General features: G+C 47.6%; 13 protein-coding genes. 8 read left to right on the top strand and 5 right to left on the bottom strand.

Features of this window, described 5'->3' with window-relative positions:
* The first annotated feature begins 252 nt into the window (after nucleotides 1-252).
* The 7 genes from UNDYM_RS12080 to UNDYM_RS12050 all read left to right on the top strand — a co-directional run bounded on the left by UNDYM_RS12080 (nucleotide 253) and on the right by UNDYM_RS12050 (nucleotide 10,531).
* Nucleotides 253-1,872 (top strand): ABC transporter substrate-binding protein, encoded by a 1,620-nt coding sequence (locus UNDYM_RS12080; protein WP_162041247.1) that lies wholly within the window; start codon nucleotides 253-255, stop codon nucleotides 1,870-1,872.
* A 138-nt stretch (nucleotides 1,873-2,010) separates the two neighbouring features.
* Complete coding sequence (locus UNDYM_RS12075) at nucleotides 2,011-3,015, top strand: ABC transporter permease subunit (protein ID WP_162041246.1); 1,005 nt, start codon at nucleotides 2,011-2,013, stop codon at nucleotides 3,013-3,015.
* Nucleotides 3,016-3,063: 48 nt separating this feature from the next.
* On the top strand, nucleotides 3,064-3,999 hold the full coding sequence (locus UNDYM_RS12070) for an ABC transporter permease subunit (RefSeq protein WP_162041245.1): 936 nt from the start codon (nucleotides 3,064-3,066) through the stop codon (nucleotides 3,997-3,999).
* Between the two features lie 13 nt (nucleotides 4,000-4,012).
* Nucleotides 4,013-5,029 (top strand): dipeptide ABC transporter ATP-binding protein, encoded by a 1,017-nt coding sequence (gene dppD, locus UNDYM_RS12065; protein WP_162041244.1) that lies wholly within the window; start codon nucleotides 4,013-4,015, stop codon nucleotides 5,027-5,029.
* Complete coding sequence (locus UNDYM_RS12060; protein ID WP_197741891.1) at nucleotides 5,029-6,015, top strand: peptide ABC transporter ATP-binding protein; 987 nt, start codon at nucleotides 5,029-5,031, stop codon at nucleotides 6,013-6,015. The genes dppD and UNDYM_RS12060 overlap by 1 nt, the downstream gene beginning before the upstream one ends.
* Nucleotides 6,016-6,173: 158 nt before the next feature.
* The gene (locus UNDYM_RS12055; RefSeq protein ID WP_232064015.1) at nucleotides 6,174-8,237 is read left to right on the top strand and encodes a M13 family metallopeptidase; all 2,064 of its coding nucleotides are present in this window, start codon (nucleotides 6,174-6,176) and stop codon (nucleotides 8,235-8,237) included.
* A gap of 242 nt (nucleotides 8,238-8,479) precedes the next feature.
* Nucleotides 8,480-10,531, top strand: a complete 2,052-nt coding sequence (locus UNDYM_RS12050) for a M13 family metallopeptidase (protein ID WP_232064012.1) — start codon at nucleotides 8,480-8,482, stop codon at nucleotides 10,529-10,531.
* An 88-nt stretch (nucleotides 10,532-10,619) separates the two neighbouring features.
* Here the strand turns inward: UNDYM_RS12050 and UNDYM_RS12045 are convergent, their stop codons facing one another.
* Both UNDYM_RS12045 and UNDYM_RS12040 read right to left on the bottom strand, forming a co-directional pair.
* Nucleotides 10,620-12,614 (bottom strand): ATP-dependent DNA helicase, encoded by a 1,995-nt coding sequence (locus UNDYM_RS12045; protein WP_370529482.1) that lies wholly within the window; start codon nucleotides 12,612-12,614, stop codon nucleotides 10,620-10,622.
* Nucleotides 12,615-12,658: 44 nt separating this feature from the next.
* Nucleotides 12,659-12,859, bottom strand: a complete 201-nt coding sequence (locus tag UNDYM_RS12040; RefSeq protein WP_162041241.1) for a YdcH family protein — start codon at nucleotides 12,857-12,859, stop codon at nucleotides 12,659-12,661.
* A gap of 84 nt (nucleotides 12,860-12,943) precedes the next feature.
* Between UNDYM_RS12040 and UNDYM_RS12035 the strand changes: the two genes are divergently transcribed.
* On the top strand, nucleotides 12,944-13,744 hold the full coding sequence (locus UNDYM_RS12035) for a PP2C family serine/threonine-protein phosphatase (protein WP_162041240.1): 801 nt from the start codon (nucleotides 12,944-12,946) through the stop codon (nucleotides 13,742-13,744).
* A gap of 46 nt (nucleotides 13,745-13,790) precedes the next feature.
* Here the strand turns inward: UNDYM_RS12035 and UNDYM_RS12030 are convergent, their stop codons facing one another.
* From UNDYM_RS12030 to UNDYM_RS12020, 3 genes are all read right to left on the bottom strand, one after another.
* The gene (locus UNDYM_RS12030) at nucleotides 13,791-14,438 is read right to left on the bottom strand and encodes a glutathione S-transferase (RefSeq protein WP_162041239.1); all 648 of its coding nucleotides are present in this window, start codon (nucleotides 14,436-14,438) and stop codon (nucleotides 13,791-13,793) included.
* A gap of 94 nt (nucleotides 14,439-14,532) precedes the next feature.
* Complete coding sequence (locus UNDYM_RS12025; protein WP_162041238.1) at nucleotides 14,533-16,311, bottom strand: FimV family protein; 1,779 nt, start codon at nucleotides 16,309-16,311, stop codon at nucleotides 14,533-14,535.
* A 521-nt stretch (nucleotides 16,312-16,832) separates the two neighbouring features.
* On the bottom strand, nucleotides 16,833-17,609 hold the full coding sequence (locus tag UNDYM_RS12020) for an RNA methyltransferase (RefSeq protein ID WP_162041237.1): 777 nt from the start codon (nucleotides 17,607-17,609) through the stop codon (nucleotides 16,833-16,835).
* Nucleotides 17,610-17,800: the final 191 nt, after the last annotated feature.

Below are 17,800 nucleotides of genomic sequence, written 5' to 3'. Positions count from 1 at the left end.
CAAAAAAAAGTGAAAAAATTTATTCTCTACCATGCATCATATTTGCAACACTGAGCAAATCTTCTTTGCAAGAGACTTCATTCCATGGTGGCAATGTGATTTGTCGATTTTGTTTTCAAAATTTTCTTCGGCCTTGTAACAAAATAATACAAATTTTATCGAATTGCTGCACAATACAAAAATCTGTGCGGTCGGCTATGGCACAATCGTTTTGTCGTTTTTACTGGTACTTATTCACTGTGGAGAGTCTGGATGAAAAAAGGTAATTGGTTATTGAAGACTGGCGCTTTGGTTGTGATTGGCGCTTTTGCAGGTTTGCATGCTGGCGCAGCGATGGCCGCCAAGACTTTGGTATTTTGCTCTGAAGGTAGTCCAGAAGGTTTTAATCCGCAATTTTTTACCACAGGCACCACGGCAGATGCAGGCTCAGTACCCATGTATAACCGTCTGGTCGAGATGGAAACCGGCACCACCAATATCACCCCTGCCCTGGCAGAATCCTGGGATATTTCTGCAGATGGCCTGACCTATACCTTCAAGCTGCGCAAAGGTGTCAAGTTCCACAGCAATGCCAAGTTCAAACCTAGCCGCGACCTCAATGCCGACGATATACTTTTCAGCTTCTATCGCATGGCAGATGAAAATCATCCTTTCCATAAGAACACGCCAGGTCAAACCTATGCCTACTTCCAGGATCTGGGTATTAACAAGATCGTTGATAAACTCGAAAAAGTCGATGACCTGACTGTACGCTTTAAACTCAAGCGTCAGGAGGCCCCCTTCCTCGCCACGCTGACGATGGACTTCATGTCTGTTCACTCTGCTGAATATGCGCAGAAAATGAAAGCAGCAGGAACGCCAGAACTGATCGATAAAGAAATCATAGGCACAGGCGCCTTCCAGTTCGTCTCTTACCAAAAAGATGCCATCATCCGCTACAAGGCACATGATGGCTATTGGGATGGCCGGCCAAAAATCGACAATCTGATTTACGCGATCACGCCGGATGCGTCAGTGCGTTACGCCAAACTCAAAGCAGGCGAATGCCATGTCATGGCCTTGCCAAAACCGGCAGATGTGGAATTGATGAAGAGCGACCCAAATATCAAACTGTTGTCACAACAAGGTTTGAATATTGGTTACGTCGGCTTCAACGTCGAGAAAAAACCCTTTGATAACAAGCTGGTGCGCCAGGCTTTGAATCTGGCTGTAGATCGTGCATCGATATTGAAATCCGTCTATGCGGGTACGGGTCAAATCGCCAAAAACGTTATCCCGCCTACGATGTGGTCGTATAACGATAAGATAAAGGAATATCCTTACGACGTCGCCCAGGCAAAAGATTTGCTGGCAAAAGCTGGTTATGCAAATGGCCTGGAAGTTGAACTCTGGTATTTGCCTGTATCCCGCCCCTACAACCCGGACGGCAAACGCATGGCTGAGTTGATACAGGCAGACTGGGCAAAAATTGGCGTCAAAACCAAGCTGACTACTTACGAATGGACAGAGTATAAAAAGCGCAGCAAGACTGGTGAGCAACATGCCATGATGTTTGGCTGGTCCGGCGACAATGGCGACCCGGATAATTTCTTTGAGCCAATTTTGGGATGTGAAGCCGTCAAAGGTGGCGGCAATATTCCAAGATGGTGCAATAAGGATTATGAAGACCTGATCCAGAAAGCCAAATTGACACCTAAGCAGTCTGAAAGGGCCAAGCTTTACGAAAAAGCGCAAGAAATAGTCAGGGAAGAAGCGCCTTTATTGCTGCTGGCACATTCTTTGCGTTATACACCGGTACGCAAAAATGTAATTGGCTTCAAGATGGATTCAACTGCCCATCATTACTTCAAAAAAGTAGATTTGGATAAATAAGTACTGCTTACTGGTGAACAACACGTGGCACCAATTTTGCTGAACAATTGCAATTTGGTGCCATCGTTGTATCTGCTTGCTGCTTTTTCAGTCTTTATGATGCTGTTTGCAGGCTTGTCTTAAAAAAAAGGTTTTTCGATGCTGGGTTTTATTCTCCGACGCCTGGGTGTAGTCATCCCTACTTTCCTTGGCATCACGCTGCTGGTTTTTTCTTTGATACATCTGATACCCGGTAATGTTGTCGAAGCCATGACGGGTGAGCGTGGCATGGATGCAGAACGCTATGCCAGTCTCATGCATTTGTATGGGTTGGATCAACCTTTGTATCAGCAGTATTTTTCTTATCTGGGCAAAGTTCTGCAAGGAGATCTGGGTCGTTCCATCATCACCCAGGAACTGGTCAGCAAAGAATTTTTCACTCTGTTCCCGGCAACGCTGGAATTGTCGCTATGCGCGATTATTTTTGCCGTTGTGCTAGGCTTGCCCGCAGGCATACTGGCTGCCTTGAAGCGTAATACTTTTCTTGATTATTCTGTCATGGGCGCATCCCTGACCGGCTATTCCATGCCTATCTTCTGGTGGGCACTTTTGCTGATCCTGATGTTTTCTGTCACCCTGGGCTGGACGCCAGTGTCTGGCCGTATCGACATCCTGTTTGATCTGCCGCATGTGACTGGCCTGATGCTGGTCGATAGCCTGCTGTCAGGTGAAGAAGGTGCTTTCAAGTCAGCCGTCATGCATTTGATTTTGCCCGCAATTGCACTAGGCACTATTCCACTGGCCGTGATTGCCCGCATGACCCGCTCTGCGATGCTGGAAGTACTCAAGGAAGATTACGTCCGTACTGCGCGTGCCAAAGGCATGTCTTGGATGCGGGTAGTCTGGGTACATGCCTTGCGCAACGCACTGATACCAGTCGTCACCGTCATCGGCATGCAAGTCGGTACGCTGCTGGCGGGCGCCATTCTGACTGAAACCATTTTCTCCTGGCCTGGCATAGGTAAATGGCTCATCGAAGCGATACAAAGGCGCGATTACCCGACCGTGCAGGGTGGGATATTACTGATCGCCACCATCGTCATCACCGTCAACCTGATTGTCGATGTGTTGTATGGCGTGATCAATCCGCGCATACGCCATTAATGTGATGTCCAATTTCACTCATCGTTTAAAAGACTTGATCGCAGAATTATGAGCAATACCAATTTACCTGCAAATGCCGTAGCTGCTACCGCAAGCTTATCGCCACCGCATCCCTTGATTGAGTTCTGGCATTACTTCAAGCAAAACCGCGGCGCCGTCATCGGCCTGGCGCTGGTTGGCATAATGAGTTTATGCGCCCTGTTCGCGGAATGGATAGCACCACATTCCGCCATAGAACAGTTTCGCGAATCCACATTGGTGCCGCCCGCATGGACAGTAACGGGCAACAGTAAATTCATACTTGGCACTGATCCGGTTGGTCGCGACATTTTGTCACGCCTCATTCATGGCTCACGCCTGTCGCTGTTTATAGGCCTGGTCTCTGTCACCCTGTCCATGGGAGTGGGTGTGACCCTGGGTATGATCGCCGGTTTTTCACGTAGCTGGACCGGGCGCTTTGCCCGCATGCTGGAAACGATCATCGTGCGCTTCATGGATATCCTGCAAGCCCTGCCCAGTCTGTTGCTGGCAATCGCAGTCGTAGCGATACTCGGCCCCGGTCTGATGAATGCAATGTATGCCATTGCGATTGTTCTTATGCCTTCGTATGCCAGGCTGACGCGGGCAGCAGTCAGTGGTGAACTGAACAAGGATTATGTCAATGCCTCCCGTATAGCTGGCGCAGGCAATTTGCGCCTGATGTTCAATTGTGTATTACCGAACTGCGCGGCCCCCATTATCGTCCAGGCTACACTAGGATTTTCCACGGCGATACTGGATGCGGCAGCACTGGGCTTCCTGGGTCTTGGCGCACAGCCGCCAACACCAGAATGGGGCTCTATGCTGGCCAGTGCCATGGAATTTATACAAAGCGCCTGGTGGGTGGTCACCTTCCCTGGTCTGGCGATTTTGATTTCCGTACTGGCCTTTAACCTCATGGGTGATGGCCTGCGCGATGCACTCGATCCCAAGTTAAAACGCTGAACAAAGATTCAACATGAAACCATTATTGGATATTAAAAATTTACGCGTTGAATTTGGCTCGGAAGCTCAGCCATTCAAGGCAGTTGATGGTCTTGATCTGTTCATAGAACAAGGTGAAGTGGTTGGAATCGTCGGAGAATCAGGCTCAGGTAAAAGTGTGACTTCGCTGGCCTTGATGGGCCTGATCGATTTTCCTGGACGTGTACGCGCAGATCAAATGGAATTTGATGGACGCGATTTGCTGAAGATGAAGGACAAGGAAAGACGGCAATTGCTGGGCAAGGATATTGCCATGATCTTCCAGGACCCCATGACCAGCCTGAATCCTTGCTACACCGTAGCCTTTCAATTGATGGAGACCCTGCGCTTGCATCAGGGTGGCAAAGAAAAAGACCTGCGCGCCAAGGCGCTGGCTTTATTGAAGCAGGTCGACATCCCCGACCCGGAAAGGCGCATGAATGCCTATCCCCACCAACTCTCGGGCGGCATGAGCCAGCGCGTCATGGTGGCGATCGCCATTGCCTGCAACCCTCGCCTGCTAATAGCGGACGAACCTACCACTGCGCTGGACGTTACTGTACAAGCGCAAATGCTGGAATTATTACTGCAATTACAGCGTGAACGTGGCATGGCGTTGATGCTGATCACCCATGACCTGGCCGTGGTCGCCCAGACTGCCAAGAGGGTTGTGGTGATGTATGCAGGCCAGGTACTTGAAACTGGTACCGTGCCAGAAATATTCGATGCCCCCAAACACCCTTACACCCAGGCTCTGCTGGCAGCTCTGCCCGAACATAATCTGGGTAAAGCACGCCTGCAAACCATACCAGGTGTAGTACCAGGTTTGTATGACAGGCCAACAGGCTGCCTGCTCACACCGCGCTGCAGCTATGCGACAGAGCGCTGTCAAACTGAAAGACCGCAATTGCAAGGACAAGCCAATGCCCAGGTGCGTTGCCATTTCCCTCTGGATGCGCAAGGTGTGCCGGGCAATGGATGGCAAGCACCACAAATTGATCAGGCAGCATGATGCAAAATACCACGACTACCCCTGTCTTACTGGAAGCAAAAAACCTGGCCAAGCATTACGCTGTGCCACAAGGTTTTCTCAAACCCAAAGCACTGGCGAAAGCGCTGGACGGCGTCTCATTCCAGCTGACTGCTGGCAAAACCCTGGCCGTGGTGGGTGAATCAGGTTGCGGCAAATCTACCCTCGCCCGCCAGATCACCATGATAGAAACGCCGAGTAGCGGCGAGTTGTGGATGGGTGGAAAAAATATTGCCCATGCGGACAAACTCACACTCAAGCAAGTGCGTCCGCTTGTGCAGATGGTGTTCCAGAACCCTTATGCCAGCCTGAACCCGCGCAAAAAAGTGGGTGCCATGCTGGAAGAACCCTTGATCATCAACACTGGCCTGCCATCTGCCGAGCGTGAAGAAAAAGCGCGGGCCATGATGACAAAAGTAGGCTTGCGGCCTGAACATTATGGGCGTTATCCCCATATGTTTTCGGGTGGACAAAGGCAGCGCATTGCTATTGCCAGGGCGCTAATGCTTGATCCTGAAGTCATCGTCGCGGACGAACCAGTCTCTGCCCTGGATGTGTCCATACAGGCGCAAGTCCTGAATTTGTTAATGGATTTGCAACAACAGAATGGTGTCGCCTATCTGTTCATTTCTCATAATCTGTCGGTGGTTGAGCATATAGCGGACGATGTGCTGGTCATGTATCTTGGGAAAACCGTTGAGCATGGTGACAAGCAAAGCATATTCAAACGTCCTCTGCACCCTTATACCCGGGCACTGCTTGCATCGACGCCTCGCATTGACCCTGCGCAACGCCAGCAAAAGATGATGCTGGATGGTGAATTACCATCCCCACTGGCACCACCACCCGGATGTGCCTTCAATAATCGCTGCCCACACGCCAATGAAAGATGTCGTAAAGAAATACCTGTGCTGCGCTCGTTTGACAACACCTTGGTCGCCTGCCACAGAGTAGAAGAAATTACCTGAAACTTTTACTAAATCTCGCGAACTTCGTTAAACTCTTGCAGTCTTAAGCAGACGAGGAATTGTTGCAAACGATTTATTTAGTTTTACAACAATTACCAAAGACAGTCTAAAAGGCTGTCTTATTTTCATTCCTACCTTCACTCTCAGGAGACCCCAAAGTGAAAGCACATGTACTTAGCGCTATCGCGCTGATGATCGCCGGCACAGTTGGCAGTCAACTCGCAACTGCTGCAGAACCAGCAAAAGCGGCCTCAGCGACACCAGTTCTGTTGTCAGGCATAGAATCCAAGCATAATGATGCCGCAGTGCGTGCCCAGGATGATTTTTTTCGCCATGTTAACGGTCATTGGTTAAAAAATACCGAAATTCCTTCAGACAGGTCCTCTGCAGGTGCTTTCATGGACTTACGCGAAGCGACTATCCCGCATTTGCATTCACTCATCGAAGCTTTGTCCAAAGCCAAAAATAAGCCTGGCACAGACGCGCAAAAAATTGCGGATATGTATGCCAGTTACATGGATACGGCACACATTGAATCCCTGGGTCTGAAACCTTTGCAAGCTGAATTTGCAAAAGTAGATGGCATGACCGACAAAAAACAGATCCCCGGTTTGATGGCATGGCTAAACCGTGTCAGCATAGGCGCGCCATATGATTTTCAGGTTCATCAGGACAACAAGGATTCCACCAAATATGTTTTTGACATAGCCCAGGCTGGATTAGGTTTACCTGACCGTGACTATTACCTCAATAATGACGATGCGAAATTAAAAGATTTCCGTATCAAATACCAGGCGCATATAGAAAAAATGCTGACGCTCGCTGGTGACAAAGAGGCTGGCAAACATGCTGCAGACATACTGGCCCTGGAAACAGAGCTCGCAAAAATACAATGGACCAAGGTTGAATTGCGTGACCCTGTCAAGGCCTACAATAAAATTGAGATCAACAAGCTCGATGCCTTGACACCAGGCTACGACTGGAATGCTTATCTTGCGGAAATGGGCGTCAAAGGCAAGGTAGATTACATCATCGTCAGCCAGCCTAGCTACCTGACTGGCCTGAACAAGGTTTTTCAAGATACGGCCCTGGACAATCTCAAAGTCTATTTCAAATGGCATATCCTGCGTTCTGCTGCGGCTCAACTTCCAGCAAAATTCAGCGACGAAAGTTTTGCGTTTAACTCCACCGTTCTGGCTGGCGTTCCAAAACAGGAGCCGCGCTGGAAACGTGGCGTGCGACTGGCGGATTCCGCACTCGGCGAAAGCTTGGGGAAACTTTATGTAGCCAAGCATTTTCCAGCTGAAAGCAAAGCAAGAATGGAGAAGCTGGTTGGCAATTTGCTGCTGGCCTATAAACAAAGTATAGACACGTTGGACTGGATGAGCCCGGAAACCAAGAAAGAAGCACAGGCAAAACTGGCTACTTTCACGCCCAAGATTGGCTATCCAAACAAATGGCGCGACTATTCTGGCTTGAACATTACTAAAGGCGATGCAGTCGGCAACTTGCGCAACGCCCGCATGTTTGCCGCGCAATTTGAATTGAACAAGCTTGGCAAACCAGTAGATCGTGACGAATGGGGTATGACGCCGCAAACCGTCAATGCCTATTACAATCCTGAACTCAATGAGATCGTCTTCCCGGCGGCGATACTGCAACCCCCATTCTTCAATGCCAAGGCTGACGACGCAGTCAACTACGGTGGCATAGGTGCCGTCATTGGTCATGAAATCAGTCATGGCTTTGATGATCAAGGCGCACAATATGATGGTCAGGGGAATTTGCGCGACTGGTGGACGAAAGAAGATCATGACAAGTTCGCGGCCAAAACTGCTGTCCTGGTCAAGCAGTATAGTGCCTTCAGTCCTATCCCCGGTTACAACGTCAACGGCGAGTTGACTTTGGGTGAAAATATTGCAGACAATTCTGGTCTGGCAATTGCCTACAAAGCCTACAAACTGTCACTGGGTGGCAAACCAGCACCAGTCATTGGTGGCCTGACTGGCGATCAGCGTTTCTTTATGGGTTTTGCGCAGGTATGGCGTGGAAAAATGCGCGAAGCAACCATGATTGCACGCTTGAAGACAGATCCACACTCACCTGGAGAGATTCGCGCAAATGGCAGCCTGCGCAACATGCAGGGTTTCTATGATGCCTACAAACTCAAGGAAGGTGGCAAGATGTTCCTGGCACCTGCTGAGCGTGTCAGTATCTGGTAACGACTATATCGTCATAGACTCATAGCCTAGCAACTGCAAGGCAGGTAACTAAGTAATTCATGTTACCTGCCTTATTATTTTTCTTTTTACTTCTAGCAGTTTTCAACTGCTTATCATTGAGTAGGCACCAAGGCAAGTATTTATAATTACATAAATTTATTGTCAGACTCAAGGCTAAAAAATGCGCTGTACCAGCGCCCCTCAAATTTAAATCCACAACATAACTTGCTCTCCAACTTCAAGTGAAATTTAAAATCCATAAAACTTTTGCCCTGATAGTAACAAGCATAGGCATTAGCAGTCTTGATCATGCGGCTGATCACATTCAAACAGCATCGATACAGTCGGGAATTGTCCTTGCTAATAATGATTTTTCGGTACGGCCACAAGATGATTTTTTTCGTTACGTAAATGGGAAATGGTTAAAAAATACAGACATTCCAATCGGTAAATCATCTGTCAGTGCCTACAGTGATTTAAATGAAGCCACATTTCCGGCTCTGCAATCGATCATTGAAGACCTGCTCAAATCAAAAAGCAAAGCAGACGCTGAGCAAAGAAAAATGATAGATCTGTATTCTGCTTTCATGGATACAGCCCACATTGAAGCTTTGGGAAACAAGCCCTTGCAAGCTGAATTTCTCAAAGTGGATGCTATGACTGATAAAAGTCAAATTCCCACATTGATTGCCTGGCTAAACAAATCCCAGATAAGTGCGCCTTATGAATTCCAGGTTCATTTGGACAGCAAGGACACGAGCAAGTATGTAGTTGACTTAGTGCAATTTGGCTTGGGCTTGCCTGATCGTGATTATTACCTAAGACACGACGATGTAAAACTGCAAACCATACAAAAAAAATACCTACAGCATATTGAAAAAATGCTGACATTCGGCGGCGACAAGGAAGCAACAAAACATGCTGGCGACATCATTGCTTTAGAAGCGGAGCTCGCGAAAATCCAGTGGAGCAGGGTTGACATGCGCGACCCGATTAAAGCCTATAACAGGTTCGAAATCCATCAATTGCATCAACTGATGCCTGAATATAACTGGAACATCTATTTTAAAGATCTGGGCATCACAGATAAAATCGACTATGTCATTATTAGCCAACCAAGTTACTTTGCAGCTCTGGATAAATTATTACAAAACACCTCTTTGGACGATTGGAAAACTTATTTCAAATGGCACATACTTCGCTCTGCTGTCAGTGCATTGCCGAAAGATATCAGTAATGAATACTTCACATTTAACTCCACTACCCTGCGCGGCATAACTACTGAGGAAGTACGTTGGAAGCGAGGCACACGTCTGATTAATTCCGGTATGGGTGAAAGCCTGGGGAAAATGTATGTTGCCAAATATTTTTCTGTAAAAAATAAAACAAAAATAAAAAAAATAGTTGGCAATTTGCTGCTTGCATACAGACAGAGTATCACTACGCTCGATTGGATGGATGTTGAAACTAAAAAGGAGGCACTGGCAAAACTGGACACCATCATGCCCAAAATAGCTTATCCAGAAAAATGGCGTGATTATTCCGGATTAGCTATAAAAAAAGGAGACCCACTTGGAAACCTGCGCAACATCCATAATTTCGACTCACAATTTAATCTGAATAAATTGGGCTCGTCGATTAACCGTGATGAATGGGGAATCACTCCGCAAACAGCTAATGTCTACTACAATCCAGAATTAAATGAGATCGTTGTTCCGGCAGCCATGTTGCGCCAGCCGTACTTTACTCCCGACGCAAATGATGCTGTCAATTATGGTGCTATAGGTGCGATCATTGGACGTCAGATCAGTTATGGCCTGGACGAGCAAGGCTCACAATACGATGCATCGGGAAAATTGCGTGACTGGTGGACCAAAGAAACCCGTAACAAATTCGCGCTAAAAGCCCGTCCTATCATTAAACAATATAACTCTTTCAGCCCAATCCCGGGTTACTGGGTTGATGGGGAATTGACATTCAATGAGAATATTGCGGACAACGCAGGCCTGACTATCGCGTACAAAGCATACAAACTATCGCTCGCTGACCGAGCTGCACCAACTATCGATGGCTTGACCGGCGATCAGCGTTTCTTCATGGGATACGCCCAGATTTGGCGTAGCAAAGCCTTGAAAAATTTCATGATCACGCAATTAAAAAACGATTTCAGGGCACCAGCGGAAATACGTGCAAATGGCAGCTTGCGTAATATTTCCAGTTTTTATGACGCCTATCAAATCAAAGAAGGAGACCAGATGTATCTGGCGCCAACAGAGCGCGTTAATATCTGGTGACGTCTGAACATTAAATGACGCGGTTCAAATAAAACGGCAGAACGACGGACTGCCGTTTTATTTAAAAAAACAACTTAAAATACTACCTCTAAGCAACAGGAGTCTGAATTTTTTTGAAAAAAGCCTGTACATCCGCCAGCTCCCTGGTGCGCGCGAAACTCGGCAAGCTTTGCCAGATACGTTTGCCATAGGGTTTTGAGATCAGACGTGGATCACAAATCATCAATACACCTTTATCACCTTCATCCCGGATCAGGCGACCGGCGCCCTGCTTCAAATTGATGATGGCTTCTGGTAATTGATGATGAACAAAGCCGTTCAAGCCCTTTTTCTCCATCGCAGCGATGCGGGCGGACAATACTGGATCATCAGGTGGAGCAAAAGGCAGCTTATCGATAATCACCAGGGATAAAGCGTCGCCGCGCACATCGACTCCCTCCCAGAAACTTTGACTGCCTATCAGCACGCCATTGCCTGCTGCCCTGAAGCGGTCAAGTAATTCGGTTCTGCCAGCATCGCCATGTACAAACAAAGGAAAATCCAGGCCACGCTTCTGGAATTCTTCGCGCAAACGTTCTGCGCTGTACTTCACTGCTTTCAAGGTAGTACACAACAGGAAAGTCTTGCCACCAGCCGCTTCTATGACTGGTAACGCAGCATCAATGACTGCATCCATGTAGCCAAAGGAATTGGGCTGTGGCATGCCGTTAGGCACATACAAATAACCCTGCTCCTGGTAATTAAAAGGACTGGGCCAGGTGTGCGCCGGTTGGTCCCACAGCCCCATTTGCGACACATAATGGCTGAAGTCATTCTTGACGGCCATCGTAGCGGATGTAAATATCCAGGCACGAGGAACGCCTTCACGCTGCTTGTTGAAAATCGGAGCGATGGACAAGGGGGTGCGGTGCAATTGCAAGGAAGTAGAAAACGCTTCTACCCACAAAACATAGTCACCGGATTTACCGTCATCTGCGGCATTCCATTTTTCATATTGCTCAGCCAAAGTAATGGCGCGTGCACGGCACTGCTCCAGGGTCTCCGCACGCTCGGCCTGCTTCTCCAGCACGGAAATCATGGCATCCATACTGGATTTCAAGGCTTCCAGGGCTTCAAAGAAAGGGCTGGATGGCGCAATCTGGTCTATGGAATAGCGTACGATATCTTGTGGGAAGGCCAGACGCAAATCGCGTGCAGCCCGCTCAACAGGGGCAACCAGCTTGGACCACTCTGCCCCATCCCGTGCATGCGACAAACCTTCTGCCTGTACGTCACGGCAAAGTTCCAGCACTTGCGAAGTTGAGACGGTATCGCCAAAAAACAGGGTGGCAGTTTCTGGTAATTGATGCGCCTCATCGAAGATGACTGTATTGGCAGAGGGTAATAGCTCTGCGATTCCAGTATCTTTCAAGGCCACGTCGGCAAAGAACAGATGATGATTCACCACAACCACATCTGCCTGCTGCGCCTCTTTGCGCGCCTTCATGACGAAACAGTCCTGATAATACTGGCACTCTGATCCCATGCAGGTATCTTTAGTTGAGGTCACCAGACTCCAGACTGAGGCATTTTCCGGCACCCGTGCCAGTTCAGCCTTGTCCCCCGTCATTGTGGTTTTAATGAAACGGCTTATGTCGCGTAAATAGCCGACATCTTCGCGCGAGCTCAGGCGGCCATTTTGTATGGTTCTTTCCAGATGGTAATGGCACAGATAGTTTGCCCTGCCCTTTAGCAAGGCAACCGATACAGGTGCCTTCAACACTTTGCGTATCGTAGGAATATCGCGTAAAAATAACTGATCCTGCAGGTTTTTTGTCCCCGTAGAGACAATAACCTTGCCACCCCACAATAATGCCGGAGTCAGGTATGCATAAGTTTTCCCGGTTCCGGTCCCCGCTTCTGCTAGCAAGGTTTTTTGCCCTGCAATGGCGTCGGCGATGGCTTTTGCCATCTCTGTCTGCGCCTGGCGCGGGCGATAACCATTGATAGACGCACTTAATGGTCCGGTCAAGCCAAAAATATGTTCTACTTCTGTATCGTGAATGCCGTTTGCATTCGGTGTGGCGAGTGGTTCAGTCAAAATGAGGCAATCAGAAACTAACTATAAAGCTAAGGAAAAGTGGATAATTATGCAGGGACATCAGGTGTCAATTGCATTCTTAGTAATGTAATATGATCTTTCAGCTGCAATTTGCGTTTTTTAAGACGCCGCAGTTGTAACTCATCATGAGAGGGATCTTTAATCAGTGTCTCGATTACCACATCCAGGTCTCTATGTTCAACCTCGAGCTCGATAATGCGTTGTTGTATTTGTTCAGGGTGGCTCATAGTCTTCTGGTTGCAGTAAAATAAAGTTTAATTAAGGAAAGACCATTTTTGGGTTTATCCCGTTAGTTTAATCTACCAAGACGTATGAGCCAATATAAGATCGAAGCTGGAACCGGACAACATATCGGCGACAGGCAGGAACAACAAGACCGCACAGCACTTTTTGCGGCACCACATGCGCCAGGTTATGTCATGGCCGTGGTGGCCGATGGCATGGGCGGCAAAAGCGGTGGCGCACTTGCCGCTGAGCAGGTCGTGCGCACGGCAAAACAATTATTTGATGAATTTTACCCAGGGAATGATGTCCGCAGTCTTTTAGAAAATATCGTCAACGAAGCACACACTGTCATTAAATTGTCTGGTGTTTCATCAGAAAAAGAACCACATAGCACGGTAGTTGCACTGGTAATTACCCCGCAGCAAGAAGCTATCTGGGCCTATGTCGGCGATTCCCGCCTGTATCGGTTCGACGGCCCGAATTATGCCGAAAAAACCAAAGATCACTCTTATGTAGAAAAATTGGTGGATGAAGGCAAGATTACCGCAGAAGAAGCCAAGACCCACAGACTATCGAACATCCTGGTAAACGTACTTGGCTCAAGCACTGCGGCCCCCTATATCACCTTTGGTGAGCATACGCCTTTGAAAGCGCATGACAGTTTCTTATTGTGCTCAGATGGCCTCTGGCATTATTTTGAAGATCATGAGCTATCAGCAGCTGTTGCGGCCAACAGTCCTCGTCAGGCTTCAGAGTTCCTGATCAGAAAAGCCAGGGACAGGGCAAGTGGCCGCGGTGACAATTGCACCTTTGCGATTGTCAAACTGGTAGAGCCACCCGCACAAGCCAAAACATATACAGTGCAAAAAATGCGCAGAGCTGTCTAGATTTGCGCTGATGGCGCTACAAATTAGCTCTGTAGCGCCATCAAATTCATTTACCCTTGTTTGCCATCAATTCCTGATTTGCCTTGCGATCAGCATTGACCTTTTGCATGGCTGGCCGCTCTGAAATAAACTTCACATAGTCGCGTGTAGGCAAATCCGCCAGAAAATCCCTGCCATAAATAATCTTGGTCGCCATGGATATCAGTGGAAAATGCACAACGGCAGCGCAATCGGCCAATGTGAACTCTTTACCACCGACAAATGGATCAAACTTTGCCAGTGTAGCAAATGCGGGGATATTGCGGCTCAGTTGCTTTTCTACTTTTGCCTTGACCTCGTCAGTAACCTTGCCTCCGAAAAAAGCTTCGGCATAAAGCTCGCGTGCGGGCAACTCCATGTGCAGCTCAATAAAGGTAATCAATTCACGTAATTTAGCGGCTGCGAACGGGTCTGCTGGCATCAGGGGATGATCAGGAAAGCGTTTTTCCAGGTATTCAACGATCACTTGAGATTCACACAGCGAGCCGTGCTCAGTTTCTATATAGGGAATTTTTCCTAAAGGTGAATGCTGCAATAATTCAGGTGTTTTTCCAGTCCAGACCAATTGCTCTTCAAAGGGAATATCTTTCTCCAAAAGTGCCAATTTGACTTTATTGTAATAATTACTGACTGCAAAACCGCAAAGTTTGATCATATATCTCCATTCTTTTTTATTGGCACAGCAAAGACTGACTGCCTGGTCAGGCAAACTGGGATGTTACTTTTGGGCTTTCCCCGAATTAATCGTGTTATTTTTCTTTCGGAAAATCTATCATCTCAAAATCGATGACATTCGACTCTGGCTCCGGTTGTTGCTCCTGACTGGCAGGCTCATCCGGCGGCAAACCTGGCACATTTGCCCAGGCGCGATTTCTTTCAGGGGCACCAAAAGAATTCGACTTCTCAAGCTCATTTGCGACCGAGATCAGCAACAGGATATCGCGGTAAACCGGCAATTCGAAACCCATACGTTTGCCATCCCTGTCATCGACCAGAAGACTTTCAAGGAAAGGCAAAATGTCATTTGAATTCCACATATTGCAGATGCGGTTCATCAAATGCTCAAAGTCATCAAGGTGTCTGCTGGGCAAGGTCGCCGGATCGACTTCAAATTCAGGTACATTCGCATTAAAAAATACAATGAACCTGTCTCTTAATGTGTCATATTTTTCTTTATTGGCAGTAACCCTGTATAAATCGATCAGATATAGCCACGGCACGGGCGACTCAGGGTGATCAACGTCAGCCAGGGGTTCAAGAATTTCAATTGCCCTTTGCGGGTCGTTGACGGAAATCCAGAACTCAGCTTCCTGAGTTACATCAGAAATTTCTTCTACTTTGACTGACTGGCCTTTGGTGGAAAAGAAATTAAAGGTACTGCTGTTACTGTCCTCCAGTGTCGGGACATAGGCTTTACTGAATATGGAAGGTGTGTCGAGCTTACCCAGACCAGTATCTGCCGCAGCTTTTCTGGATGGCTTTGTCACCGGGCGACTGGAACCGGGCTCATCGTCATCATCATGCACCTGATACAGCGAACTGGTCGTTGTTGGCCCGTAAGAAGCCTGTATGCTATCAACGATCTCTTCTATATTCTTTTTGGCCTCGGGCTCAGAAGCAGGTTCTTTTTGTTGCCACCAGCTCTCGTGTAATCTCTTACGCATGCGACTGACGTAGAGCAGGAGCAAAGCGATGATGGCCAGGCCTGCAGCGATGAATACGCTCAGACCCATCACCCAGTTGCGTGAAAAACTGTTTTCACGGGCCTCTTCCAAAGCCGCCTTATCCAGTTGACTCTGGCGCTTGAGTTGCTGCGCCTCTTGTTGCAGACTCAGAATTTTCTGTTGCTCATTCTTGAGTTTATCCACCGCAGGCTGCGCTGGTTTTTCATCCCGCAACATGGCAGCCAGTTGTGCCTGCGCTGCACGTAACTCTTCGATATTTGACGGCAAGGTGTTGGTGGACAAGTTCTCACTCAAACGCAACCCTTGAGTCAGCACCGGCAAGTCATCGGACAGTTTCAGGGTGTCCCTGGGCTGACTAATTTGTTTGTCAATTGACCTGGCTGGCTTTTTTTTTGTTGCAGGCGCATTAACAGGCGCACCAACAATTTCTGTCAATTCACTAGCGGGTTTGTCTTTTCTTATACGAGGCCTGACTTTTACCTGAGGCGATGGCTCGCTCGTCACGGGATCTTTGCCAACGACCACTGGAGCTGGATTTGCCGTTGCTCTGGCAGAGCCAGGCGTTGGCGTCGTCAAGGCTGGCGCTGACAATGGCGGGTCCAGCAAAATCAAAAACTCCCTGTGCAGCTGAATTTCGCACCCCATGTTGACCAGTATCTTGACTGCTGGTTCAACGATGCTGGCTCTGGTTACCAGCGTCAGGAAACGCGCACTCCCCTTTTGCACCAGAGTGATGTTCACAGGTGCGATGGCATATCCGTCAGGACTCTCTACTTTTGCCTTAAAGCATGACTGATCAATTTCTGCCGCATCATTCCCCGTCAACTCCAATTGAGCCCGCAACTGCTGACCCAAGGCTGACTGTACAGTCAGATTGCTAAACCCCAGGGCATACGCATTCCCTGTTGCGCCGGATGCCAGAGCACCAAGGCAAAGCAGATATAACGTTGATCGGCGGAATGGAACAAAAATAATAATGACCTCAGAAAGAAAGTAATTACTTCAGAAAATCAATTGTTATTCCTGAATGTATATTAACTGCAATCTTACTGGCTTTATAACAATCCTTGAAGTCGTTACCAAATGTAAAACGCAAACAAAGGTAACAATGTTTGTTGATTTCAACATATTTATCAATTGCAACAACACTGATTCCCGATCACTTCAGATGGCGCAAGGTGAATACTTAATGCATTTTCGACATATTTGAAGGAAAACTACGAGTCAACATCATTGTAATATTGATGATGGAATGTACAATTTAATTTGCCAAAAAGACACAAAAAATAAAAAAACAAATTATTTATGTCTTATTCAAGCTTGATTTACATCTTATTAATTAAAGTATTGAAGCAGAAATTTTATTATTTTTCAGGCATTGCCTGTTTTTTGCTGACATCCAATATTTTATTTGCAATTCCACGCAAGATATTCACCTCTTCAACTTCCAATTGCGTACGTGACAACATACGTTTCAGGCGTGGCATCAACTTCTTGGGCTTATCCGGGTTCAAAAACTCTATCGCGACAAGTGCCTGCTCCAGATGCGTATACATTCCATCTATTTCATTCACGGTTGCCAATTGCCCCTGAAAACCGACATTACCGGCAACTGGCACACCGGTATCAGCAGCCATGCGGCATTCATAAGATAGCAGTTGTATTGCTTGCGCCAGATTCAATGAAGAATAGGCCGGATTGGCGGGAATATTGATGAGGGCATGGCAATTCATGACGATCTCGTTAGGTAAACCAAATCGCTCGTTACCAAATATCAGCCCGATTTTGGCGTGCTGGCTTTGCACCATGGATTCAGCGAATACTCTTGGACTAAGGATAGGCGGGGAAAATTCCCGCAATCTGGCACTGACGGCGGCCACATATTCACACCCATCCAGAGCCTCATCAATATGTTCGACGATACGGGCACTGTCCAGTATGTCTTGCGCACCGCTGGCAAGGGCTATCGCTTCAGGATGTTGCAGGGCATCGGCAAAGCGTGGCTTTACCAGGATCAACTCACTAAACCCCATGGTTTTAATGGCTCTCGCAGCCGAACCTATATTGCCCGGATGACTGGTTTCAACCAGGATAAAGCACAGGCGTTGAAAAAGAGATGTGTCAGTTTTGGGCAAGTTCATTTAAAATAGCGGTATCCCGCGTTAATTTTTATTCGGTTGTGCGTCTTGTTGTACGTCTTATTGATCAGACGGATGGCAGTCGGACAAGAATTACGCACGCTCTTTATCATTTTTGTCTAGCATCTTGATGACATCCTTGCTCTTTTTTGAGGGATAGTCGCTTGCATGCTGCCATTTTATCGGAAACCTTA

It is taken from the genome of Undibacterium sp. YM2 (assembly GCF_009937975.1).
GTDB lineage: Bacteria > Pseudomonadota > Gammaproteobacteria > Burkholderiales > Burkholderiaceae_D > Undibacterium.
The sequence above is the reverse complement of the archived record's forward strand: the minus strand, read 5'-3'. Positions and strand labels throughout refer to the sequence as shown.